Annotated in this window: 23 protein-coding genes and 1 pseudogene; 9 read left to right on the top strand and 15 right to left on the bottom strand. The window is 41.0% G+C overall.

The window, feature by feature from the left end:
* Positions 1-110: 110 nt before the first annotated feature.
* Genes LQ203_RS14745 through LQ203_RS14735 form a run of 3 tightly spaced genes read right to left on the bottom strand, consistent with a single transcriptional unit; the run spans position 111 to position 3,905 of the window.
* Positions 111-1,298, bottom strand: a complete 1,188-nt coding sequence (locus tag LQ203_RS14745) for a methyltransferase domain-containing protein (RefSeq protein WP_230159135.1) — start codon at positions 1,296-1,298, stop codon at positions 111-113.
* A gap of 33 nt (positions 1,299-1,331) precedes the next feature.
* Positions 1,332-2,240, bottom strand: coding sequence for a phosphotransferase (locus LQ203_RS14740; RefSeq protein ID WP_230159134.1), 909 nt, complete (start codon positions 2,238-2,240; stop codon positions 1,332-1,334).
* A 15-nt stretch (positions 2,241-2,255) separates the two neighbouring features.
* A complete protein-coding gene (locus tag LQ203_RS14735; RefSeq protein ID WP_230159133.1) occupies positions 2,256-3,905 on the bottom strand; it encodes a DEAD/DEAH box helicase in 1,650 nt (549 codons plus the stop codon).
* 301 nt (positions 3,906-4,206) lie between these two features.
* On the opposite strand from LQ203_RS14735, the gene LQ203_RS14730 reads away from it, so the two are divergent.
* Positions 4,207-5,499 (top strand): NCS2 family permease, encoded by a 1,293-nt coding sequence (locus LQ203_RS14730; protein WP_230159132.1) that lies wholly within the window; start codon positions 4,207-4,209, stop codon positions 5,497-5,499.
* 99 nt (positions 5,500-5,598) lie between these two features.
* Here LQ203_RS14730 and LQ203_RS14725 read toward each other — a convergent pair whose 3' ends face one another.
* Both LQ203_RS14725 and LQ203_RS14720 read right to left on the bottom strand, forming a co-directional pair.
* Entirely contained in the window at positions 5,599-6,141 is a 543-nt protein-coding gene (locus LQ203_RS14725; RefSeq protein WP_230159131.1) for a hypothetical protein, read from the bottom strand.
* Between the two features lie 8 nt (positions 6,142-6,149).
* Positions 6,150-7,343, bottom strand: coding sequence for a ParM/StbA family protein (locus LQ203_RS14720; RefSeq protein ID WP_230159130.1), 1,194 nt, complete (start codon positions 7,341-7,343; stop codon positions 6,150-6,152).
* A 786-nt stretch (positions 7,344-8,129) separates the two neighbouring features.
* Between LQ203_RS14720 and LQ203_RS14715 the strand changes: the two genes are divergently transcribed.
* On the top strand, positions 8,130-8,297 hold the full coding sequence (locus LQ203_RS14715; RefSeq protein WP_230159129.1) for a hypothetical protein: 168 nt from the start codon (positions 8,130-8,132) through the stop codon (positions 8,295-8,297).
* 81 nt (positions 8,298-8,378) lie between these two features.
* On the opposite strand, the pseudogene LQ203_RS14710 reads toward LQ203_RS14715, so the two are convergent.
* Positions 8,379-9,193: pseudogene (locus LQ203_RS14710) on the bottom strand (IS1595 family transposase); the annotation flags it as partial.
* A 523-nt stretch (positions 9,194-9,716) separates the two neighbouring features.
* On the opposite strand from LQ203_RS14710, the gene LQ203_RS14705 reads away from it, so the two are divergent.
* From LQ203_RS14705 to LQ203_RS14695, 3 genes are all read left to right on the top strand, one after another.
* Complete coding sequence (locus tag LQ203_RS14705; protein ID WP_230159128.1) at positions 9,717-11,237, top strand: FAD-dependent oxidoreductase; 1,521 nt, start codon at positions 9,717-9,719, stop codon at positions 11,235-11,237.
* Positions 11,238-11,349: 112 nt separating this feature from the next.
* The gene (locus LQ203_RS14700) at positions 11,350-11,544 is read left to right on the top strand and encodes a YwbE family protein (RefSeq protein ID WP_057914066.1); all 195 of its coding nucleotides are present in this window, start codon (positions 11,350-11,352) and stop codon (positions 11,542-11,544) included.
* A gap of 141 nt (positions 11,545-11,685) precedes the next feature.
* Positions 11,686-12,345, top strand: coding sequence for an SIMPL domain-containing protein (locus LQ203_RS14695; protein WP_230159127.1), 660 nt, complete (start codon positions 11,686-11,688; stop codon positions 12,343-12,345).
* A 52-nt stretch (positions 12,346-12,397) separates the two neighbouring features.
* Here LQ203_RS14695 and purU read toward each other — a convergent pair whose 3' ends face one another.
* The 3 genes from purU to LQ203_RS14680 all read right to left on the bottom strand — a co-directional run bounded on the left by purU (position 12,398) and on the right by LQ203_RS14680 (position 14,605).
* The gene (gene purU, locus LQ203_RS14690) at positions 12,398-13,297 is read right to left on the bottom strand and encodes a formyltetrahydrofolate deformylase (protein WP_230159126.1); all 900 of its coding nucleotides are present in this window, start codon (positions 13,295-13,297) and stop codon (positions 12,398-12,400) included.
* Between the two features lie 404 nt (positions 13,298-13,701).
* Complete coding sequence (locus tag LQ203_RS14685) at positions 13,702-14,028, bottom strand: hypothetical protein (RefSeq protein WP_230159125.1); 327 nt, start codon at positions 14,026-14,028, stop codon at positions 13,702-13,704.
* Between the two features lie 37 nt (positions 14,029-14,065).
* A complete protein-coding gene (locus tag LQ203_RS14680) occupies positions 14,066-14,605 on the bottom strand; it encodes a DUF2599 domain-containing protein (RefSeq protein ID WP_230159124.1) in 540 nt (179 codons plus the stop codon).
* Between the two features lie 686 nt (positions 14,606-15,291).
* On the opposite strand from LQ203_RS14680, the gene LQ203_RS14675 reads away from it, so the two are divergent.
* The 4 genes from LQ203_RS14675 (at position 15,292) to LQ203_RS14660 (ending at position 19,495) form a co-directional block, all read left to right on the top strand.
* The gene (locus tag LQ203_RS14675; RefSeq protein ID WP_230159123.1) at positions 15,292-16,071 is read left to right on the top strand and encodes a transporter substrate-binding domain-containing protein; all 780 of its coding nucleotides are present in this window, start codon (positions 15,292-15,294) and stop codon (positions 16,069-16,071) included.
* 26 nt (positions 16,072-16,097) lie between these two features.
* Complete coding sequence (locus LQ203_RS14670; protein WP_230159122.1) at positions 16,098-16,763, top strand: amino acid ABC transporter permease; 666 nt, start codon at positions 16,098-16,100, stop codon at positions 16,761-16,763.
* Between the two features lie 11 nt (positions 16,764-16,774).
* Positions 16,775-17,515, top strand: a complete 741-nt coding sequence (locus tag LQ203_RS14665) for an amino acid ABC transporter ATP-binding protein (RefSeq protein ID WP_290370589.1) — start codon at positions 16,775-16,777, stop codon at positions 17,513-17,515.
* A 327-nt stretch (positions 17,516-17,842) separates the two neighbouring features.
* Positions 17,843-19,495 (top strand): glutamine--tRNA ligase/YqeY domain fusion protein, encoded by a 1,653-nt coding sequence (locus tag LQ203_RS14660; protein WP_230159121.1) that lies wholly within the window; start codon positions 17,843-17,845, stop codon positions 19,493-19,495.
* Positions 19,496-19,560: 65 nt separating this feature from the next.
* Here the strand turns inward: LQ203_RS14660 and LQ203_RS14655 are convergent, their stop codons facing one another.
* The 6 genes from LQ203_RS14655 to LQ203_RS14630 form a co-directional block, all read right to left on the bottom strand.
* A complete protein-coding gene (locus LQ203_RS14655) occupies positions 19,561-20,418 on the bottom strand; it encodes an STAS domain-containing protein (RefSeq protein WP_230159120.1) in 858 nt (285 codons plus the stop codon).
* Between the two features lie 22 nt (positions 20,419-20,440).
* Entirely contained in the window at positions 20,441-21,394 is a 954-nt protein-coding gene (gene msrB, locus LQ203_RS14650) for a peptide-methionine (R)-S-oxide reductase MsrB (protein ID WP_230159119.1), read from the bottom strand.
* 137 nt (positions 21,395-21,531) lie between these two features.
* Positions 21,532-22,716: a nucleoside transporter C-terminal domain-containing protein gene (locus LQ203_RS14645; RefSeq protein ID WP_230159118.1), complete on the bottom strand. Its 1,185-nt coding sequence runs from the start codon at positions 22,714-22,716 to the stop codon at positions 21,532-21,534.
* Positions 22,717-23,010: 294 nt separating this feature from the next.
* Entirely contained in the window at positions 23,011-23,463 is a 453-nt protein-coding gene (locus LQ203_RS14640; protein WP_230159117.1) for a hypothetical protein, read from the bottom strand.
* 111 nt (positions 23,464-23,574) lie between these two features.
* The gene (locus LQ203_RS14635) at positions 23,575-24,813 is read right to left on the bottom strand and encodes a HAMP domain-containing sensor histidine kinase (RefSeq protein ID WP_230159116.1); all 1,239 of its coding nucleotides are present in this window, start codon (positions 24,811-24,813) and stop codon (positions 23,575-23,577) included.
* Between the two features lie 10 nt (positions 24,814-24,823).
* Positions 24,824-25,495 (bottom strand): response regulator transcription factor, encoded by a 672-nt coding sequence (locus LQ203_RS14630; RefSeq protein WP_230159115.1) that lies wholly within the window; start codon positions 25,493-25,495, stop codon positions 24,824-24,826.
* Between the last annotated feature and the right edge of the window lie 18 nt (positions 25,496-25,513).

The following is a 25,513-nucleotide window of genomic DNA, read 5'->3' as shown; positions in this document are numbered from 1 at the left end:
TTAAGGGGATGTCGCAGAAAAGCGGCATCCCCTTTCTTATGAAATAAATAAAAAGCTGACTGAAAAAGCTCATTCAGTCAGCCTTGTCCCTTAACTATTCACCTTACAGATCATACCCGTTCCGCCACCAATGTATATGTTTTCGGAAGACCAATATCATGGATCTTATGATTCGGTTCTTCCTCGAGTACTTTAATGACAAGCCCTGATTGACCAATTGCCGTTATAAGTTCCCCGATTGTCCATTTACGCTGTACAACTTTTGAAAGGCTCCCTTTTTCTTCATCAGGCATATGTTTGGAAAAAGCGACCACATTGTTTTCGATTGCCGGAGCAAAATAGTTGCCCGTAATCTTATGCTTTTTACCATTAGAGGTAATGAGTTTTGTTGAAATGGGGTGAAATTCATGCAGGATGAATCGGCCTCCAGGGGTCAACATCCTTTTAATTTTTTCAAAAAGCGGCTCCAGATCAATTAAGTAGTGAAGCACACCAAGCTCCATTAAAACCAGTTCCTGATTTTCTGATTCGTGCTCGGATGATAAAGAGAGAACATCCGAAACGATATACTCGATGGAGACATTGGCCCCATTGGCAAGCTCATTTGCAAATGTCGCGTTTTCCTGCGAAAAATCGACAACTTTCACTTTGGCTCCCAATATGGACAGGGCAACTGCTTTAACACCATTCGACCCCATTAGATGGGTAATTTTTTTACCGGTTACATCTCCCATATATTTATAAAATGGGTACAATCTCCATTTTGGATTTTGCTTTATTTTGGATGCCAATTCTACGGGATCACCATAACGATTGACAAGCGCCAGATAATTATTCTGGTTCCACGCCTGTTCATTTTCCTCCGTGAATCCCTGCTGCCCGGCAGATAAATAAGCATGAATCTCGTCACTGTACCTTTTCATTTCTTCGTCATATAAATAACTGTACAATGACGTGCACCAAACCTCCATATCCCCCATTTTTATGGACAAACGATATGGGTCGGTTTTAATGGTCGTGTTGAACCTGCAGCGAACAGTGACAGAAACCCCCTCAACATCCATTAGAAAGGAAGAAGTCTCCGGACTTTTTTCAAGCTTTGTTGGGGAGTATGCAGAAAAAAGATCCATAGCTTCATTAAAGACATCCCATTGTACATCCAGGTCAATGTTCTTATACTCGTCAATATCCACTCCTTGTACGAACAGAGCAGATCTACCTGTATATTGGTAAGGAATATTAGCTTGATCTAACTTGTTCCCCATTAATGTGATTGTATGATAAAAACTCGCCTTCATATTAACCTCCTTAACATCAAAAGAGCATAACAATTATTCTTCTATAGCAAATTTCAAACCGATACTCGAAATAGCAATCAGCTCTTCATCATGGCGGTCAATGCCATAAACGAGTAATGTAACCAGCATATATATTGCTCTGAACCTTGCTAAGCACTCTGTTTCCTTTTCGATTTCACCATAGATCTCAAAAAAGGATTGGCGAGCCTCCTTTGGAAAATAACTGTATAAAAAAGAGAAATCAATGGCTGGGTTTCCGATATGGACATCTCCCCAATCAATGATACCTGTGAGAATACCCTCGTCATTCAGTAAAACATTCCGTATATGAATGTCTCCGTGAACGAGTGTAATTGGATGTTGAACATCCACATCGCCTAGCCTTTCAACAAAATCTTTAACCGCATAAGCCTGGTCATTGTATCCTAGCTTTAATAGCGTTGAGACATTTTCCATTAGTGATTTCTGGCGAAAGGATACATCGAGCCTTCTCAATCCATCAGGCTGCACACCTAAATTCCTGGCCTTTTCTACAGGAAAACTGTGAAGGACTTTCAAAAAATGGGCAAATCTTTTTGCCGATTCTATCTTATTTGCAACAGATCCCTCTACAGGTAAATGTCCCTTTACGATTTTATAACCTGTAAATGGATATGGATAGATGGTACTTGGTTTCCCAAAAAAGATCGGCTCAGGGATATCAAGCGGCAATGTGCCTGCAATTGAAGGCAAAAGCTGATTCTCCACCTGAATCAACGTAACTGCTATAGGGCGTCGAGGGAAACGGAATACAAATTCCCCATTGATTTGTATCACCGTATTATCGAAACCCTCCCCAAGTTGCTTGATCTCTTTCAACTCAATTTCTGGAAACTGTAGCCTGATCAATTTCCCTGCCAGATCTAAGGAAACTGGATATTCTGCCAACCAAGGCTTTTCCACACCCGTCTCCTCCTTTTACCGGTTTCTCCCCCTATTGGGACTGCTGCCAGATCCACCCCTGCGATTACTCGGCCCCTGTGTACTAGTTGATCTACGGCTGTCTCTTTGACCTCCTCGTGGATTGTCACGCATTGGTCCACGGCTGTCTTCTGAGCGGCCTCCCCGCGGGTTCTCTCGCCTTGGTCCGCGGCTGTCTTCCAAGCGGCCTCCCCGTGGATTCTCTCGAATTGGTCCACGGCTGTCTTCCGAGCGGCCTCCCCGCGGATTCTCTCGTCTTGGTCCGCGGCTGTCTTCCGAACGGCTTCCCCGTGAATCCTCACGTTTGGGTCCACGGCTGTCTTCTGAGCGGCCTCCTCGTGGTTTTTCCCTCTCGATTTCACGATTGTCAGTTTGGTTTACAGAGCGGTGACTGCCACGATTCGGTCCTCTCGTATCTATCCGTTCCCGATGGCGTCTTCCCCCTCCTGTACGTGGTCGACGGGCACTCTCTTCAGAAGTATCTTCATATCGTTTCTTTTTATGTCCCACCTCATCAGGTTGGAACATTGTGACTCCTTCAATCTTCCTTCTTTCGATCTTCATGGAAATCCCTTTTTCTATATCGCCTAAAAGCTGAAGATCCTTCGTTGCAATAAAGGTTACAGCCAAGCCATTCTCACCCGCTCGCCCTGTACGGCCAATTCGATGGATGTAACTTTCCGCATCTTCAGGAACATCATAATTAAATACATGGGTCACGCCTTCTACATCAAGCCCTCGTGCCGCAACGTCCGTTGCCACTAAGTATTGAAGCTTTGCATCCCTGAAGTTTTTCATGACACGCTCCCGCTTTGCCTGTGATAGGTCCCCATGAAGTTCTTCGGAATTGAAGCCTTCTGCTTTTAGAGCATCATTCAAAACTGAAACGCGACGTTTTGTGCGGCAAAATATAATCGCCAAGTATGGCTGTTCTTCTTTGATTATGGTAATTAATGAAGACTGTTTGGCACGATCGGTCGTCTCGATGACAAGTTGCCTGATTTGTTCGACCGTCACTTGCTCAGCTTTTACAGCGGCAGTTAATGGTTTATTCATGTAACGTTTAGCCAGTTGATGAACTTGTTCAGGCATCGTGGCGGAAAAGAGCAACGTTTGGCGTTCATCTGGAAGTTGTCCCATGATTTCTTCCACTTCTGGCAAAAATCCAATATGAAGCATTTGATCAGCTTCATCCAGCACGAGTGTTTGAGTTTGGGATAGATCAATGGTGCCTCGACGTAAATGATCCAATAGCCTGCCAGGAGTGGCAACCACTACAGAAATATTCCTTGTCAGTTTCTTCATTTGCTGCTCGACATCCTGTCCGCCATAAACAGCAAGAACCTGCAACTCTTCGATTTCATTAGCGAATTTTTTCAATTCCGCAGTGATTTGCAAAGCCAATTCTCTAGTTGGCGTAACGATTAGTGATTGTATGTGGGATGCAGCCGGATCAACTTTTTCCAGGATTGGCAACAAAAATGCCAAGGTCTTCCCCGTCCCCGTCTGCGCCTTCGCGATGACATCTCTTCCATCAAGGATATCTGGTATCGCTTTCTCCTGTATAGGAGTTGGATTGGATATTCCTATTTGCTTTAATATCATGTTAATCGCCGGGCTGACGCCAAGGTCGATGAAATTTGTCATGAATTGTCCTACTTTCTGAATTTCTTCATTTAATTAACTAGTAAATCTTAAGGGGAAATGGCATGCAGTTCCCTTCAACTTAAGGTCATTTATCTTATTCTAAGCTATTTGTTAGTATATCATTATCTATTTTCGAGAAAACGTGTCACTTAAAATTTTTCATCCTATTGTACTTTAGTTGTTTTTCTAATATAATTTATAAGATTATCCAATCGAGCTACTTACTTGAAAATAAAGGGTAAGCGTCTCCTCCTTGTAGAATTATACAAGGATTTTTTGTATATAAAAAAGGAGTGACCTCATGTTTAAATTAAAAGAACGGAATTCAAATATCAAGACGGAAGTACTTGCGGGGCTTACAACCTTTTTAACACTAGCTTATATCATCGTTGTAAACCCCATGATTCTTTCTGATGCCGGTGTTCCTTTCGACCAGGCATTCACAGCAACCATAATTGCAATAATAGTCGGTACCCTATGCATGGCCCTTTTAGCCAATTACCCGATTATCATAGCGCCTGCTATGGGATTGAATGCTTATTTTGCCTACTCGGTACTGGGAACCCATGATATTACATACACAGTTGCCTTCTCTGCAGTCTTTGTTACCGGTATCATCTTTATCCTTTTATCCCTAACCTCTTTCCGCTCAAAATTGATCGAGGCCATCCCAAATAACTTGAAGCATGCAATCAGTGCCGGAATCGGGCTTTTCATCACCTTTATCGGACTTCGCTTGTCAGGTGTCGTAACACAGCATGAATCCAACCTGGTTACCCTTGGAAGCTTCAGGGACGCTAGTGTGGCGCTTACATTGGTTGGTTTGGTCATAACGATCGTGCTGATCGTTCGCAATGTGCAGGGAGCGATATTCATCGGAATGATCGTGACGGCCATAATCGCTTTCTTTACAGGTCAATTGAAAATAGATGGACTTGTTTCCACACCTTCATTACCTGAAGGAATAATTGTCGCCAATCCCATCACATCTATTGCGGATGTCATTAACTACGGGCTTTATGGCGTCGTCTTCTCCATTCTGCTTGTCATGCTGTTTGATACGACGGGAGCTTTATTGGGGATCGTACGTCAAGCAGGATTGTTGAAGGAAAATAAGCTAGAAAAATCCGGCAGTGCCTTTTTTGCAGATTCCATCGGCACTACCGTTGGCGCCATGTTCGGTACAAGCCCGACCGCGGCCTCGGTTGAATCTTCAGCTGGAGTAGGGGCAGGCGGTAAGACAGGTTTAACCGCACTTGTAGTGGCCCTCCTTTTCTTAATAACCGCCTTCTTCAGCCCGCTGATAGGTGCAGTCTCAAATGTAGCTGCAATCACGGCACCAAGCTTGATCATCGTGGGAAGTATGATGATCAAAAGCATAAACGAAATTGACTGGACACACTTTGATGAATCATTTCCAGCCTTTTTGGTCATTGTCGCCATGCCGTTAACATCAAGCATCGCCAACGGGATAGCACTTGGATTCATCGCTTATCCCATTTTAAAAATGGCTAGAGGAAAATTCCTCGAAGTACATCCGTTCGTGTACATGTTTGCGATTCTATTCCTCTATCAACTGATTTTCCTAGCCTGATCGTTTTAAGAGGGACCCCTGAGGCCCCTCCTTTTTTTATGAATTCCTTTCCAAAAAAAGAAGGATATCCAACTTGTCGTCAGATATCCCTCTACATATTCACTGGTTCATTTGATCAAGGAAATCACCCAGGAGATCGTCGAGATTTTCCTCTTCCGGTTCCGATTCTTCCTCTTGTTGTACGGGTTCATCTAAACTCCAATCAAAATCATCCAGATCTTTCTTAGGCAAGTCCTCCCGGACCTCCTCAGCTTCCTGTTCTTCAGGCTCAGCCTTCATATATGATTCATCATTCGATCCATTACTGTTCAAGGAGGCAAGTAAGGCCGTTGCGCGTAAAGGATCGGATAAAAGGTTGTACATAATCGTTCCAAGCATAGCTTCTGAGTGGGAATGCTTGAGCCAATCACGCTGAGATTTGCTTAGCTTGTTCGGCATGGGCAGGGCAATCATTTCCCGATCCTGATGGGTGGATTGCCCGACTCCATCGAGAACATACTCAGCAATTTTACTGGAAAAATTCCTTCTTTCCGTTTCCTTCAATTTCTGCAGCTGTCTTAACGTATAATCTGATACATCCGAAGGAATACGAAAAGTGATGGCTTGTCCTCTTTTAATTTCAGAAGAAGCTGTTTTTTTCATTCTCTCACCTATTTAATGGAACCCGTTCTTTGTTCTTTCTTCTTTTGCTGGGATTGATTCTGTTCCTTTGCATTCCGGCGATTAAAATCGGAAATCAATTTATAATAGGCGTTTGCCATCATCCAAACGCTTTCCCGCTCGTCTTCGAAAAAGTCTATATTGTAGCCATCGAAATTTTGATTCAATGTTTTCAAGTAATCTTTCAGGACAATCGATCCCCCGCCTACAAAATAGCAGATTTCTGTTTGTGAATTTTTTTGCCATACGTTGCGCAGGTGGCGATATTGCTTTTTGGCCAGTTCTCCCAAAATACGGTCAACGATATCATGGACGCTTGTCCGGCTTCCGCGAACCATAATATGATTGCGATCATTTTTCTTCGTGATGATTTCTACGACATCGCGCCTGCTATCCAACTCGACACCATGTTTCTTCCTGATTTCTTCACGAATTGATTCAAGTGCTTCAGCAACTCCCAAATTGAATCCTTGTGCCTTGTCATCGTCAACTTTACGATTTTTAATGACCGCGATATCCGTCGATAATCCACCGATATCCTGAATAAGTATTCTTCTATCTATTAATTCACGGTTAATGATATTCAAATCTTTATCCATGACCAAATTTATGTATGCAGCGAAGCCCTCTGGATAGACTTTCACTTCATCGAACTTGATATTAACCTTCATGCCTTGATATTTAGGAGTAATTAAAAATTCCACCTGATGGACGGAACCAAGTAATTTCGAGCGGTACCCGACGTCTTTCCCTTCTTTAACCTCCCGAAGTGGCAACCCTGTTCCAAGCGTATAGTTGGCTTCCACAACGTTATTCACTTTTTTGAATGTATCGTTGTCCCCCAACTTGGCAGCGTCTAATGCAAGAGCCGCAAAAAGCATGACTAATGTTTGATCTTCTTCCGATTTACTGCTTCCTAAATCCAGTTCTGTAGGATTATCACTTTTTGTCGCCAAGTTTCCAACGCGATAAATCGCATTATTGTCTTGCAGAGCCGGTGAATGGACCCTAATATGAATCCCTTCCATTGGGTTTTTTTCATTAAGTTCCTCAATCCCAATGACCGGACGGTCCTCTATGTCTTTTGCAATGACATTTGGTATATATAGTTCAGACTCTAGTTTTCCAAAAATAGCTTTGATAGCATCATTTCCTACGTCTACTGCTGCGATTCTAGAACTCATCTAAAAACATCCCCTTTTTTATAGAAAAAATTTAGTGAAGCATTCCCTTTAAGGATAGGAAAAGTTTCCACGATAGTCAATGCTTCATTAGTAATAGCTATATTTGTCGAATTGTTTTCAAATTGTTTACAATAGGAACAAATATGTATACACCTTATATATAGCTATGTATACGTATTTGTACACACGTATACATAATTGTGTACGATGTATCTTTTTTTGTTTACACGTATACGTGTTTGTACACAAACCATATATTGTATTTTTAATTGATCTTTCCCCTACAAAAATAAGCGTATAAATAGTGAGTTTGGTCATGGTGATAAATGGACAATTCACTAATGAACTGTATAACTGTATAGAGGTATTCAAAAGACTGAGAAAAATACAGAAACTTCCCAAATTCGGGAACCCTATTGGCGCAGTGCGTTAAAATTACATTCAATGGAATGTAATTTACCTGCAATAGATACCTATATTCACGCGAATATTGATGAATATAAAAGTAAAACTCAAAGCTATGTTACAGGTAAAGGTTGATAGTTTCTAAATAACTATATCCTATGTGAAATTAAAAGGGTTTCTATTGGTCACCTGGATATTAATACTGAAATAAATATTAGATTGTGAAGGTCTCCCCTTCAACTAACGGGGCAGGTTAGTTGAAAAAGAAGATACAATTAAAAATAAGAAAATAGGAGTGTAAACATATGGGACTAGATGTTGTGCTTTATGACAAGGATGACAAAATAATAGATTCTTATGCAATAACGGAAACTTTACACAATGAAATATTTAACTCTAAGAGATTATTACTTGGCGGATGAAGAATATATAGGAACATCGATTACGGGGTTAATTGATGATTTGAAAAGGTATAAGATGTTTATAACCCAGCATAAGAAAGAAGAGTATCAAGAATTCATTGATAAAATCTCCATTGTTGGTGACTAAATGTGAAAATTTTGTTCAACTAACTTGCTGCTTTAGTAAACTGACAGCTCATTTTGATGTTCCAATTTGAAATAACCTGCCTTAGAAGGCGGTGTTTCTAAGTCTTAACGTGTCTGCGGTTTCCCAAGTTCCGTGAACACTCGCTATGATAAGCATTACCTTTTTCTTATTCAAATCACTTTCCATTTTTCTATTGTCAAGGAACTGAAACCGCACTAAATATAGCTGCAAATATTTCGTAGATACTCCATTAAATCGACTCAACCATTTCTTTAGTCCGGAATGGTAATTATTTATATTATTAAGATGATAGATGCCTTTCGTGACGTATTCTTTCTTACTGCTGCCATTTATGATAATGTGTTAAACATCGTTTTTAGTCGAATAAGATTTATAAGAATGATGAGCAGCAGAAATAAGCACAGTTTCACTTTGGAAATGCATTGTAAGGGTTGTATCATTTGCTCTGTTAGAATTCTACCTGAACCGACACGCTTCGAGAGGGCTGTTTTGTTTCGGTCTCTTGCGGCCAAGACACAGACTTGTTCATTGGAGATACCTCTTTTAGTAGCTGAGCCACCACGTTTTCTTGATTTACGGTTCGAAATAACCTTTCGACCTTTATGACTTTCTAAGAATTAGGTTTCATCTACTTCTACTATTCCTTCAAATGTACCGACACTTCCTTTCACAAGAGCAGATAACCCTTTCAGCATACATTCAATAAACCCAATCCATTTGTCTGCCTTTTTCGAACGATACATAGGGGAGTTTGTCAAATGGCAGCTCAATTTAAGAGAATCTTTGCACCTCTAACGTTGACGACCATTTCGCTTACCATAGCGAACAACTGACATACTTCCACATTGTCGGCAATGAAAGCCGTGATAAAACTTCCAGGATACCACAACTGATTACGGTTTATTAAAAAACAACCAAGAACTTTAACATAGCCAAATTCAAAAAGAACTAAAAACCTATCGAAACTAGCCATTCGCGGGGATTATGCAGAAGAAATCCCTTTCTCCTTTCCTTGTAAATCTTCCATGATCCAAGCACAGTTTCACCCCTTTAAAATATTTAACGGCCCTCCTCTCCACGACTCTGGAAGCTGAAGAAGTTTCCACGATAGTCAACCCTTCATTAGTTGTAGTTATATTTTTCGAATTGTTTTCAAATTGTTTACAATAGGAACAATTATGTATACACCTTATATATAGCCATGTGTACGCTTTTGTTTACATGTATACATTATTGTGTACATTCCATCTATTTTTGTTTACATGTATACGTTTTTGTAAACAAACCAAATAATGTATTTTTTAATCTTTCTTCTTACAAAAATTAGCGTATAAATAGCGGATTTGGGTATGGTAATAAATGGACGATTCACTAACTGAACTGTATGGAGGTATTCAAATGACTGAAAAAAATACAGACCTTCCCCGATTTCCGGAACCCTATTGGCGCAGCGCGTTAACTTTCCCTTCTTTTTCCAAACTAGATACAGATATAACCACTGATGTCTTAATAGTAGGTGGTGGAATTACTGGAATCACTTCAGCCTATTTACTAGCTAAACAAGGTGTTAAAGTCACACTGATTGAAGCAGGCGAAATCCTTACTGGAACGACAGGACACACTACAGCAAAAATCACGGCCCAGCATGGCCTGATTTACGACCAGTTGATCACTGACCATGGTGAAGAGAAGGCCAAACTTTATTATGAAGCCAATGCAGATGGAATGAAGCTAATCAAAGACTTGGTAGAGGAACATTCCATTGAATGTAATCTGACTGCACAGGATGCCTATATTTACGCAAATACGGATGAATATAAAAGCAAAATTCAAAAAGAACTGAAAGCCTATCAAAAACTTGGGATTCGAGGCGATTATGCAGAAGAAATCCCATTCTCCATTCCTTGTAAAGCTGCTGTGATCATGAAAGATCAAGCCCAGTTTCATCCATTAAAATATTTAACTGCCCTCATTTCGACAATTCTCGAAAGTGGAGGCACAATTTATGAACGGACAACGGCAATGAAGATTGAAGACGGCGATCCACCAACCGTTCTGACGGATACTGGACATACCATCAAAAGCAATCATGTTATCGTCGCCTCCCACTTCCCTTTTAATGATGAAGTGGGCTTATACTTTGCCCGTGTTCATGTAAAAAGGTCCTATGTACTTGGAATTAGGACTGAACAGGAATTTCCCGGGGGGATGTATTACAGTGCCGACAGCCCTACCCGCTCCCTTCGCTATACGGAATTGGACAATGGGGAAAAACTTATACTGGTTGGCGGAGAAGGCCATAAAACAGGGCAGGGAATCTCGACAATCGAGCATTATGAGGCCCTGAAGGATTTCAGTTCCCAGTATTTCGATGTGAAGGACATTCCCTACCGCTGGTCGGCACAAGATATTGTGACACCGGATAATATCCCCTTCGTCGGTCCAGTAACATCCAATCATCAAAACGTCCTGATAGCTACCGGCTATGCGAAATGGGGAATGACGAATGGATCGATTGCTGCCAAAATCTTGACGGACCGGATTTTGCAAAAAGATAACCGGTATGCGGAATTGTATGATCCTGCCCGTTTAAAAGGCTTGAAAAATATGATCCAAGATAATGCTGATGTGGCGAAGCATCTGATCAAAGGCAAAGTGGCCGTCATTGATAAAAAGCCAGAAGACTTAGGCATCGATGAAGGGGCAATCGTAAAGGTGAATGGAGACAAAGCTGGGTGTTACCGTGATCATGATGGCCAGCTGCATATAGTCGATTCCACATGTACACACATGGGATGCGAGGTTGAATGGAATAGCGGCGACCGTACTTGGGACTGCCCATGCCATGCCTCCCGCTACTCTATCACTGGTGAAGTTTTAAATGGTCCTGCTGTCGAACCATTGAAAAAAATACGCTAATGGTCAATTTATGATGTACCCTAATAGTCGACTAGTTCTGCTGTTTTCCTTATACTGAAGTTACTGCATGAACGAATGGTTGCAAATAACTCTAAAAAGGATTGAATCGAATATGAACGGTAAAAATCGAAAAGATATTACACCAGGCACCTCTGTGGACATTGTACTTAAAGCGGATCAACGCAGCGGAAAACTGACGAGCGGCACTGTAAAGGATATTTTAACCAACTCCAGCAGTCACCCTCACGGAATTAAAGTAAGATTGACGGACGGCCAGGTTGGCAGGGTTCAAGTCATTCATAAGTAATCTGCACTCGGCCAAGGCCGAGTGTATTTTTTTTGATTTTCCGAAGGAATCGTTAACGAGGCGGATATTTCAATCATGTTTCCCGCTCATACTTCGTACAATAGGGTTGAGATTATCTCTTTTAAAAAGGCTGGTGTCAAAATGAATCAAGAATATAATGCCCCTGATCGGAATGATTACCGAAATGATGAAAATACATTGAAAGTCTCCGGCTCAGAGACGCTATCTGCCGCTCCGGATCAAGCGACGATAACCCTTGGAGTCATAACAGAGAATGAAGACCCGCAAAAGGCCCAGCAGGCCAATTCTCAAGCAATTGCAAATGTCATCGAATCACTTAAATCCGCTGGCATTCCAGAAGAGCAATTGAAAACGAGTGATTACAGAATCGATCCACAATATGATTATATCGACGGAAAGGAATTGTTCAAGAACTACAAAGTCCAGCACATCCTCCAGGCCCAAACGACCGACATCGAAAAAATCGGCAGCATAATCGACACGGCAGTCAGAAGCGGTGCCAACTCAATAACAAGCATCCGCTTTTCCTTATCCAATCCAGAATCTTACTATAACCAAGCACTCTCGCTCGCTTTAAATAATGCATACGAAAAAGCACTCTCCATGGCTCGAACACTGGGAATCTCATTGAACCCAGTCCCTATTAAGGTTGAAGAGGTATCTGAAACAGCTACTCCAATGCTTTACCAAACAAGTACCTTTTCAAAAATGGCGACTACCCCGATTCAGCCCGGAGAATTGAACATCACTGCCTCAGTAAGAGTCGAATATACGTATTAAAGCACTCATTCCATATAAAACCCCCTTGGCAAACCAAAGGGGGTTTTTCACTTTAAAAGACTACCGTTTTATTTTCATGAACGAGGACCCGGTCCTCCAAATGCCATTTAACGGCACGTGCCAGCACCCTGCGTTCAGCGGAACGACCGATTTTCTTCATATCCTCTGCAGAATCACGATGGTCCACACGTTCAATATCCTGCTCGATGATTGGTCCTTCATCCAAATCATTCGTCACATAATGAGAAGTCGCCCCTATCAGCTTGACCCCGCGGTCATATGCTCTTTCATAAGGCCGTGCACCAATGAATGCAGGTAAAAATGAATGATGGATATTGATGATTTTATTTGGATGGGCGGCTACGAAATCCGGCGTCAGGATCTGCATATACCTAGCTAATACAATTAGGTCCACATTGTATTCTTCCAAAAGTCCAAGCTGCTTTGTCTCCACTTCCTTGCGTATATCCTTATTTGCAGGAATATAATAAAAAGGGATCCCCATCGATTCGACAATTTGCCTCGTATCTTCATGATTACTGATAACTAGCGCAATATCGGCCAATAAATCCCCGCTTTGCCACTCCCAGAGCAATTCCAGTAAGCAGTGCGGTTCTTTGGAGACGAAGATAGCCGTCCTCTTCAAATCACTCACATGATTAAGTGTCCACTCCATCGAAAACTTTGTCGAAACTTCATGAAAGGCCACTTCCATATCCGCTGCCCTATCCTTTAATCCTGGGCAATCGAATTCAATCCTGGTAAAAAAGGTGCCGCCCTCAGGGTTCAACGAATACTGGCTCAACTCGACAATATTTGCATCATATTCTTTAAGAAAGGCCGTAACTGTCGAAACAATTCCTGGTTGGTCCGGACATTTTATAATTAAACGGCCTCTATCTTGATTTTTTTCACGAAATTCCTCTAACTGCTCTTGCACAAAGTTGCTCACCATTTTCCCAACTGCCCTTCTTCTATTTTGCTACATTATACTTCAATTCATAGGCAAAATTAAAGTCAGTCAATTAATACGGGATTGAATACCTTAGTAATAACTAGACGCTCTCTATTACATTGCTTTTGGATTTTTTGCATAAAAACAGTAGCTTACAGTTTATTCTTCAGTTGAATATACGAAACAAAATGCATGAATAAAGAAAAAAACATAACGATAGAACAAATACTTACAATAATAAATGAGAATCGTGATTTGTTTTTAATTGTGATATATGTAAATGTTACGGTCGGAAATAAAAACAAAACTTGCATCCAAGTAGGCTCATCAAAAGGACCCGTATACAATAAAATCGTTTTCGCCAATGTGTCTCTGTTTAGAGATGCTTTTTTATTTATTATTTATTTTGTTTTTTTTTCACCTAAACTTGCCGCCAGAGATAAAAAGATATAAGGGAATGCCAATAAAATTAAATCCGGAAACCCATAGCCATTAAACACTAAGTTATAATCTGGATGTTCATCCATATAATAACCGGCTCCCGCCATATAAAATCCAACAAGCAAATAAGTAATGAAAGATATAGTTAAACTACTTATACTTAGAGCGTTTAATTTTATAGTAACTACAATTAACGCAAAGTATACTAAATAGAAAATCCCTAAAATAACTAACAGTAAAAAAATATAACCTGGATCAAATATCGCTTGATTCGAACTGCTATACATATGAAATCACCTCTTATTAAAAACTAATGTATCCCTACTACTTTGGATTACATCCGTTTTTATAGGTTAATACTAGTGATAAATCAGGACGCCAAGGTTCTAAGTTCCAAGGTGACTTGTAAATTGTTAATGGATTTACAGCATGACAAATGAATATTTTAGGAGAAGACTCAGATTCAATTTTAAACATCTGTCTAAATCCACCATCTAGTATCTGATTATCGACTGAGTACCCATCTTCTTCATTTTCGTAAACAATTGTACCATCAACATTCTCAACAAATTTTAAATCTGGGTCGTCTATCGAGATAGCGACTGAATTTTCTTCTGAATCAGTATATGTAATTTCATTTTTATCAAGATTAATATTTGAAGTGAAATCTTCTGTTTCAGTAACAATGTTATTTTCTTGTACTTGATAATCCATTACTTCCACATCTTCAATAAGATTATAAGGAAGTTGTTCCATGTTTGTTACTGTGGAATTACTTTCTGCATAACTACTTGTGCTAAAGCCAGTAAAACTTAATGATAAAATACTAATTACACTTAAGACTTTTAAACTAATAAACTTCATTGTTGTTCCCCTTTTATTTTTTTAGTTTGTCTATAAAACAACAGGCCCATAGCACTCGTAAAAGAGAAGTGCGACTACATTATTTTAGCTGCTAAAGTGAAATTTTTTTCAGCGATTAAATTATGTTGAAAGTGCAGTTACAGGTGCGTAGCTTGCTTTTAATCCATTTTTTAAAAGTAATATTTCGGAACTTAATTGTTCAGCTTCCTGAACAATTAAGTTGGAATTTAAGGAGTTGAAACTCGCGTAAACGTGATGACTTACTGAAATGTTGATCAACAATATTACGTGAGTCCGAAAAATGTGTAGTACTGGGGTAGCATTTAACTACTTTTTATTAAATCAATATAGTTCCTCCTTTGAATTGTAATAATTTAATTGTATATAAAAGTAAATTGTTTAACGTTCCAACATTGGAACTATGAGTTTCATTTTTGAGTAAATAAAGAGAAAGTGATGATATGGAATGAGGGTCTTTTATTTCAAGAGTCACTAGTTTCTACTTTAGTAACACTTGTAAAATCATAGGCAGTCCCCTTAGGGCCAAAACCATCCTCCTCATTCATATCCCACCACGAGAAATTTAAAAATTCAGTTTATTTTTCTTATAAAAAAAGGTTATCCACTCCCTCATAAGGGTATAGACCATTCGATTAGTTTTTTTCAAAGGGGGAAATGAAATTATCATGAAATCATCCGTTACATTCATTCTATCCATTCTGGTCATTCTTGGACTTTTGTCCGGCTGCGCTGAAAAAGACCAACTAGAGGATGGTAGTAAGCTGATCAATAAGGATCAGTTTGTTTTCGCTGCATCAGGTGAATTCAAGCCATTCAGTTATGTCAATGATGACATGACCGTAACAGGATTCGATATTGAAGTCGGCGATGCCATAGCCAAGGAACTCGATTTAGAGCCGGTGCCTAAACGGATAAAATTCAAAGGTATCGTGGAAGGTGTCAAAACCGGTCGGGCAGATGCCGCGGTTGCCAGTCATACGATCAATGAACAACGAAGTAAACATGTTGCCTTCTCCACCCCTTATTACTACTCAGGTCCTCAAATTTTCGTCCGAAAAGATAGTGATATTAAAACGGTGGAGGATTTAAAGGGAAAGGAAGTTGCGGCCTCTAAAGGCTCCACATACGCAACCACAGCAGAAAAGTATACAACCAATGTAAAAACCTATGACAGTGATATCACCGCCCTTAAAGCATTGAGCGGAGGACGTCATGATGCCGTCATCACCGACTTTGTAACCGGCAAGGAAGCGACCAAGGAAGGTTTCGACATCGAAGGACGGCAATTGATCGAACGAAGCGAGCAGGCCATCGTACTGCCTAATGACAACCCACAGCTGCTTGCACGCATCAATGAAGCACTTGAAAACCTCCGGGAAGATGGAACACTTGCGAAAATCAGCAAAAAATACTTTGGTGAGGATATCACAACCAAGCCTGAATAAAGATTGATAGAAAGGGAGTTATTACATTGCCAAGTTTTTCACATTTTTTTGATATATTATTTAGCTCCTCGGACGTATTCATCCGAGCCATGCTCCTCACTTTGGAACTGACGGTAGTCTCCATATTGGTAGGAATCGTCATCGGGTTGCTATTTGCACTTTTAAAAATATCCAATATAAAAATTCTTGCATGGATTTCAGATACATATGTATTCCTGGTACGGGGAACACCGCTTATCGTACAGATATTCATACTCTATTTCGGTATCAGCAATCTCTTTTTACTACCAGACTTCTGGGCGGCGTCACTTGCCCTTGCCTTCCATAATGGAGCTTATATCTCCGAAATACTGCGTGGTACGATCCAATCGATCGACAAAGGCCAAATGGAGGCCGGACGCTCACTTGGCATGAGCAATTCACTCGCATTAAAACGAATTATCTTGCCTCAGGCCTTCCGTCGCGCATTGCCGCCGCTAGGCAACCAATTCATCATCGGGCTGAAGGATTCATCACTGGCAGCCTTCATATCCATGAATGAGCTGTTTAACGTAGCCACCACGTTAGGTTCGAATAATTTCGATGAAATGACGTATTTACTGATTGTAGCGGTCTACTACTTGATTCTTGTGGCATTCCTGACCATTATCGTCAATTTATTCGAAAAGAAACTGTCCATAAGTGATCGATAGGGGGAATTGAAATGGAACAAAAAGAAATGATTCGCATTAGGAATTTAAATAAATCGTATGGGAACCTGCATGTACTTAAAGATATTGATATGAAGGTACTGGATAGCGATGTTGTCTGTTTGATTGGGCCAAGCGGTTCAGGAAAAAGCACCCTGCTCCGCTGTTTGAATTATTTGGAGAAGAAAGACAGCGGGCAAATCCTTATTGAAGGAACGGAGGTCACACCGGGTACCCATGATATTAATAAAATCCGTGAGAAAGTGGGAATGGTTTTTCAGCATTTCTATCTCTTCCCGCACATGACCGTCCTTGAAAACGTCATCGAAGCGCCGACTCACGTCAAAAAGGTCCCGAAGGCACAGGCGATTGAAGAGGCAAAAGCATTGCTTGCCAAAGTCGGCTTATCAGATAAAGCGGATGTCTATCCAAGCAAGCTCTCAGGCGGCCAGAAACAGCGTGTAGCGATAGCCCGAGCCCTTGCCATGAAGCCTGATATCCTACTCTTTGATGAGCCTACCTCCGCTCTGGATCCCGAACTCGTCGGGGAGGTACTGGCTACGATGAAGGAACTTGCCTTGGAGGGGATGACAATGGTAGTCGTTACACATGAAATGAGCTTTGCACGAGAAGTTGGCGATTGGATTGTCTTCATGCATGATGGGAGGGTCGTCGAAAGCGGCCCGCCAAAAGAATTCTTCACAAATCCAAAAGAAGAGCGTACAAAAGAGTTCTTGCAAACGACAATCTTTTGATTTGGCGGGGAGATTTCCTCCTTCATTGCGGTCCCGGACATCTTTATAAGCAATACAGGCGTAAATTCCTGTATTGCTTCTTTTGTATATAAACCCGCCTGGGATTTGCTTTTCTTTCATTGCCAATTAGATAGTTTCCTTGATTAAAAGATAAAAGTTTCAGGGATATTTTTTTAACTGATTACACAAACTAAATACTTGATGATATGGTTTCAGAACGTATCCCAAAACCCCGATTCCGGCTCGAACATGGAAAAATATCTGTATTTATGGTATATATACAGGTAAAATTAAAAGAAGTATATAAATGAAAGAGGTCGAATTCAGTTGGAAAATAACTCTTCGAATTTTATTAAAAATATTATAAAAGATGATCTTGAGTCCGGAAAACATAATCATATCATCACCCGCTTCCCTCCTGAGCCAAATGGATATTTACATATCGGACACGCCAAATCAATCATATTGAATTTTGGAGTGGCTGATGATTTCAATGGTAAAACAAACCTACGATTCGATGATACCAATCCATTGAAAGAAGATATCGAGTATGTCAATTCCATTAAAGAGGATGTTAAATGGCTTGGTTACGACTGGGATAACCTTTTCTTCGCTTCCGACTATTTCGATGAAATGTATAAAAGAGCTGTCTTGCTCATCAATAAAGGACTGGCATATGTGGACGACCTTAATGCCGACCAAATCCGTGAATATCGCGGAACATTGACCGCTCCTGGGAAAGATAGCCCCTACCGAAATCGAACAGTCGAGGAAAACCTTGAACTATTTGAAAAGATGCGCAGCGGCGATTTCGAGAATGGCACAAAAGTATTGCGTGCAAAAATCGATATGAGCTCACCTAACATTAATCTGCGCGATCCTGTTATATACCGTATTTCCCATACTGAACACCATAATACAGGCAACAAATGGTGCATTTACCCAATGTATGCCTTTGCTCATCCCATTGAGGATGCTATCGAGGGTGTCACCCATTCCATTTGTACACTTGAGTTCGAAGATCAACGCCCGCTTTATGACTGGATCGTTGAAAATTGTGAAATGGAAAGCAAACCAAAACAATATGAATTTGGCCGTCTTAACCTGACCAATACCGTAATGAGCAAGCGAAAACTGAAGCAGCTTGTCGATGAGGGCTTCGTGGATGGCTGGGACGACCCACGGATGCCTACCGTATCAGGCCTTAGAAGACGCGGATATACACCTGAAGCGATTCGTGCATTCTGCCAAGAGATTGGTGTTGCAAAAACCAGCGGTGTCGTAGACTCTCAAATGCTCGATCATTTCGTGCGGGAAGACTTAAAGCTGAAAGCTCCACGGACTATGGCTATTCTAAATCCCCTAAAAGTGGTCATCACCAACTATCCGGAAGGAGAGGTTGAATGGCTGGATGCTGAGGTCAACCCGGAGGTTCCGGAAATGGGCACGCGACAAATTCCTTTCTCACGTGAAATATATATTGAACAGGACGATTTCATGGAAAACCCGCCGAAAAAGTATTTCCGACTTTTCCCGGGCAATGAAGTCCGTTTAAAACATGCTTATTTCATTAAATGTGAAGAAGTGATAAAAGACGAAGCCGGTAACGTCGTCGAACTTCGCTGCACGTATGACATTGAAACAAAAAGCGGATCCGGTTTCACTGGCCGTAAAGTAAAAGGTACTTTGCACTGGGTCGAAGCTTCACAAGCCGTTTCAGCAGAGTTCCGTAATTACCAGCCTTTAATTTTGGATAAGGAAAATGAAGAGGAAGAAGAAAAATCATTCTTGGAGCGGGTAAACCCTGAATCCATAGAAATTTTACAAGGTTTTGTCGAGCCTAACATGAAGGATGTTAAGTCTCAGGATAAATTCCAATTCTTCAGACATGGCTATTACAATGTTGATTCCAAACTCACTAGCGCCGATCACTTGGTCTTCAACCAAATTGTTGGATTGAAAAGTTCCTTTAAATTATAAAATCACAGAAAAGAACCAGGTCCCTCAGAGGATTCTGGTTCTTTTTCACTCTCAACACACATCTATCAATTTCCCTCGTAAAGTTTGATCCCTTGCTTGGCAAGAGCCTGTTTTAGTGTTCCCTGAGTCGAAACCTGACTAAAATCAAGACCTAACTGAATCGATGTCCGGGCCACTTCGGGGCGAATTCCTGAAATGGTCGATTGTATGCCTAACAAGTTCAGGGTGCTTATCAATTGGTAGACTTGATGGGCAACCATCGTATCCAAAAGGGAGACTCCTGATAAATCGATGAATAAGTGAGAAACATTTTTGTTAATGCATTTGATTGGAGTCGTATCCAAGATTTCCTTTGCACGGAAGGTATCGATTTCACCGATTAACGGCAATACCGCAATGGAGTCAACAATCGGAATGACAGGTGCGCCTAATTCATTAATCAGATTCTGTTGAGCTAGCAAACGCTCACTTGTCAAAAGATAATACTGCTCAGTGAACTCGCGGTTCAATTGATCGAATGCGCGATTAATAAGCTGGCTCCACCGAATGATTGTTTCCTTCGTAATTTCCACATCATCCTGAAGCATATAGTCAGTGATAAAACCCCAGTAAGTTTCCCGCACCTTATTAAGCGCTTCCAACACTTCATAAATAGGTGTATCTGATTCAACCCTGCTTTTCGAGACGAGTTTTGCCCACTGCTCCATACTTTCTACAAAAGCCGTTTCATCCTCAAGTAAAGCACTGGTCACTGTCTTGATGGTCAACGTGTTCTGTCTCCGAAGGAGCTCCTCAACTTCTTCATCACTATCCACTGAATAGATCGACCCGATCTGCCTTTCGCGTAAAGCCAGCCAGCTTTCCGTAATTGTGGAAGAGTTATCAAGGATGTATCGGTATAAATCCTCATCTATTTTGTTCATATTTGTTCCCCTATCTAACTAATTATTTCATTTTAAAAAGCAATAATAAATCGCCATATCCCTCTCTTTCCATTTCATTTCTAGGGATGAATCGAAGGGCTGAAGAGTTTATGCAATATCTCGTGCCTTTAGGACTGGGGCCATCAGGAAAAACATGTCCCAGATGTGAATCAGCGTCCCTGCTGCGCACTTCGGTCCGGGTCATCCGATGGCTGAGATCCACTTTTTCATTGACACTTGCTGACATGATGGGCTTCGTGAAGCTCGGCCACCCACATCCGCTATCATACTTATCCCTTGAACTGAATAGAGGCTCTCCAGAAACGACATCCACATAAACGCCTTCTTCAAAGTGATTCCAATAGTCATTTTCAAAGGGAGGCTCCGTGCCATTTTCCTGGGTGACATGAAACTGACTCTCGGTTAAGGTTGTTCTAAGATGTGCATTATCCTTAGGCCAATTTTCTTTTATGAAAGCATCACGTCCTGATCCTCTAAGATACAGTGCATAACGAAATTGATTTTTTCGATGGAAATCCTGATGGTATTCCTCAGCCGCGTAAAATTTCCCTGAGGGTAAAATACCCGTAACAATAGGCTTTTCAAACCGACCGCTCATCATTAAATCCTCCTTCGACCGCTCTGCCTCCTGTTTCTGACGTTCATTAAGATAGAAAATGGCTGCCCTGTATTGCCTTCCTCTATCGGAGAACTGTCCACCGTCATCTGTAGGATCAATTTGCTGCCAAAACATCTCTAATAACGCTTTATAGGAAATGATTGACGGATCGAATACCACTTGAACCGCTTCAACATGATCAGTCGAGCCAGTAATCACCTGTTTATAACTAGGTGCGGTTGAATTACCGCCCGTATAACCCGATGTCACTTTAATAATTCCATCCATTTCATCGAAGGGAGCAACCATACACCAAAAGCAGCCTCCTGCAAAGATTGCCGTTTCATTCTCCTTCATTGTCCTCCTCACTCCCTTTTCCCTTTCATGGCCAGCCATTTTATGTATTATATACCAGCACGCAAATCACCTTCAAATTCCAAAAATAAAAGAGGCACTTAGGAGTAAACCCAAGTGCCTCTTATCAATACCGTTACTTAAAGTATCACACTGACGATGATTGCAGATAGGATGCTGACAAGAGTCGCACCGTATAGCAACTTCAAGCCGAAACGAGCCACAACATTTCCTTGTTTTTCATGTAGGCCTTTAACAGCACCTGCAATGATTCCGATAGATGAAAAATTCGCGAATGAAACCAAGAAAACCGAAACAATTCCTATCGTCCTTTCGCTCAAGGCTGCTGATGCGTCCCCTAGGCTCAGCATGGCAACAAATTCATTAGTTACTAGCTTTGTCGCCATGATTCCGCCTGCAGTCACGGTTTCTGAAATCGGTATCCCCATGATAAAGGCAAACGGGGCAAAAATATACCCCAAGATGTCTTGGAAACTGATGCCGAAGATCATATCGAATAAGCTGTTGATTCCTGCAATTAGTGCAACGAAACCAATTAACATCGCGGCTACAGTGATAGCAACCTTAAATCCATCCATGATATATTCCCCAAGCATTTCGAAGAACGACTGTTTCTCTGCCCCTACTTCAACAGGGAGAATATCATCCTCATCCGTTACCGTATAAGGGTTAATAATGGATGCAATGATAAATCCACCAAACATGTTAATAACAATAGCCGTCACAACATACTTTGGTTCAATCATGGTCATATAAGCACCGACAATCGACATCGATACGGTTGACATGGCTGACGCACAAAGAGTATACATACGTGATGGCGGAATGGAACCGAGTTGCTTCTTCAAGGTAATGAAAACCTCGGATTGGCCGACAATTGCTGATGCGACCGCATTGTAAGATTCCAATTTCCCCATTCCATTAACCTTACTCAGCAGGAATCCTATCCACTTCATGACGAACGGAAGGATTTTGAAGTGCTGTAATATCCCGATTAATGCCGAGATGAATACGATAGGAAGAAGGACATTTAAAAAGAAGGGCGATGCTCCTTCGTTTACAATCCCACCAAATACAAATGTAATCCCTTCATTTGCCCATTCTAATAGTTTTCCAAAACCATCGGCAATCGAATTGATGATCACTAGACCAAACTTCGTATTTAATAATAGATAAGTTAAAATAAGCTGCAGGATCACCATAAGGATAATCGGTTTAATTTTAACTTTCTTCCGGTCACTACTCGCTAAAAAAGCTAGTCCAAAAACAATGAGCAGTCCTAAAATTGCTATCAGAAATTTCATATTCTGCCTCCACTAAGGTGAATTTAATGATCGTGCATTAAGAATAGGGTACCCTCAAAAAATTTATGCAAACGTTTTCTCTTTTATCCAAACTACATGTACGTACCTCTCAGAAGTATATATTAAACCAATATTTTTTTAAGTGCAATTATTATTTCTCTTTTTATACTAACAATTAGTGACAATAATGGATTTCGTGAATAAAAAAAGAAGGCTTCCCTCAAAAGGAACCTTCTCTATTAGCAAACGAAACAGCAGCTTTCCTTGAAACATGTTTTTATGAGGATCGACTTTTTAGGCTGCCGCTTTTCTGGACATCACAGATATCACCAACCCTGCGCCTCCAATCACAAAGATGATGATGGATGTAGCCAAGCCGCCTGCCCCTTGATAAAAGGCGATAAATTGGCCTGCAAAAGAGTCTCTGCCTTGAAATCCGCCACCGCTTGGCATCTCTCCTGGAGTTCCAGCGCCTTGGGGAGTTGCCCCCATATTGCCCTGTGTAACATTAGGTGTCGTTTCCGTAGTTGAATCTTCGGTTGCAGAACTGCTATTAGTTGAATCTTCCGTACTATCGGAATCTGTTGTGTTGCGGTCAGCAGGCTGACCCATCATCGCCTGACGATTCATGGGTTCATTGCCGCTTCCATTCACATACATCAGGATCCCGATAACTGCTTGTGCCATTAAAAGGACCGAAGCCAATATTCCAACCAAAAAGTGTAACCTACCAAGTCTTTTCATCATTGATTCTCCTCCAAAATTTTCTTATAAGATGATTATCTAAAAAAACCCTTAATTTTTCCTTAAGCACCAAGGAAAAAAGTAAGGGTCTTTTACTATAGGATGACAACTTGATTAATTTTTCTTTTGATTTCTCGGAAAAGTGATTTCAAAACGGGTCCGTTCATTCTGTACACTCGTAACCTTGATGGTTCCTTGATGTGTGTTTACAATCCACTTAGCAATGGATAAACCTAAACCGGAGCCTTCATTTGCTGAGCGGGATTGCTCCACTTGATAAAAACGATTAAAAATCAAGGGGATTTCTTCCTGTGGAATGCCTTTTCCATTATCCTCTACAGAAAGAATGATGGATGAAGCATTCTTGATGCAGGAAAGGGAAATCTCCCCGCCTACCTCCGTGAACTTCATGGCATTATCCACCAAGATCACCAATAGCTGATGAATTCTCTCTTTATCCCCAAGAAACACGACTTGTTCGGGAGCATGGCTAGTTATTGATTTTTCTTGAAAAGAAGCAATATCCGTATATTGTTCCACTATATCAATAAGTAAGTCATCGAGGAAAAAGTTCGATTTTTTAACCTCCATTTGATTCGAATCCGTTCGGGTCAAGGTTAAAAGACCGTTAACTAGTTTGTTCAATCGGCGGACTTCTTTTGAAATGATGGATATATCGACGGCCTTTTCCTCGATAGTCGCGTTCGGTGATTGAAATAGCAATTCAGCCCGCGATTGAATGACGGCAAGCGGCGTTCGGATTTCATGCGAAGCATCCGAGACAAACTGTTGTTGCTGATCCCAGGATTTCTTGACTGGTATGAGAGCCCGTCCTGCCAGAAGATAGCCTGCGCCTATCGCCACTAGACTTCCAATTCCTCCACCAACAAATAATATGAGCAACAAGCGATTAAGCATATCTTTTTCAGAATCGACATTCCGGATGAATTGTACGGTCATTTCTCCATATTCCGTATCGACCTTGGTGGAAAGTGCACGATACGTCGGCCCATTTACCGATATTTCTTCAATCTCATCAAACTTTTTAGGGTAAAATTCTGATTCATTAACCTTAATGAAATTGTCTACACTCAGCCTTGGCTCAATGATCGTATCTTCCGGTCCCCAAACGATGACACTCGGTCCCGGTCCTAAGAGAAACTCACCTTGCGGACGTCCGCCTGGCATGCCTCCATGATTGAAATCCCTGTAATCCTTTTCAAGTGAATCATTGACATCCCTATAGATCTGATTTTCCGTATAGAAATAAATCGTTCTGCTTAATATGGCTATTAAGACAATAAAGACGATAGAATTCAATAATGTTAATTGAAGCCGTGTTTTTTGGAACATAATGATCCCCTTATGGTTGTTTTAACATATAACCAATTCCCCGAACCGTTTGAATATCTTTATGATAATTGAAAGGTTCCAACTTTTTTCTTAGATGATGGATGAACACTTCCACAATGGCAATCGTCGTATCTGAGTCAAACCCCCAAATACGGTCGAAAATCTGCTCTCGGGTCAATATTTTCCCATTATTCTGAATGAGATACTCAAGTAGTTCATACTGTTTCAAGGTCATTTTAATGATCTTTCCATCAACCAATATATCCTTTTCTCTTTCCAACAATTCAATTCCACGATACTTCACATGCTGCTCCAACGATAAAATACCACTCCTGCGAAGGAGAGCACGTATCCTGGCCTTAAGTTCCGGTGCTTGAAACGGCTTGACTAAATAATCATCGCCACCCATCTCCAAGCCTCTGACCCGATCCTCAAGCGCATCTTTTGCCGTCAAAAACAAGACGCTTGTATCAATCTTTGCTTCCCTGATTTTCCGTACAATTTCAAATCCATCCATTCCCGGAAGCATTACATCCAATATAATGATATCGTATATACTTTGCAGGGCCATGAATAATCCATCTTCCCCATTATTCGCTGTATCGACTTCATATTCATCCGTCAGAATTTGCCGGATCGATTCTAATAATGAAACATTATCTTCAACCACCAAAATCTTCATACAGAGTTCCCCTCCTGA

Source organism: Peribacillus sp. Bi96 (assembly GCF_918698115.1).
GTDB lineage: Bacteria > Bacillota > Bacilli > Bacillales > DSM-1321 > Peribacillus.
The sequence above is the reverse complement of the archived record's forward strand: the minus strand, read 5'-3'. Positions and strand labels throughout refer to the sequence as shown.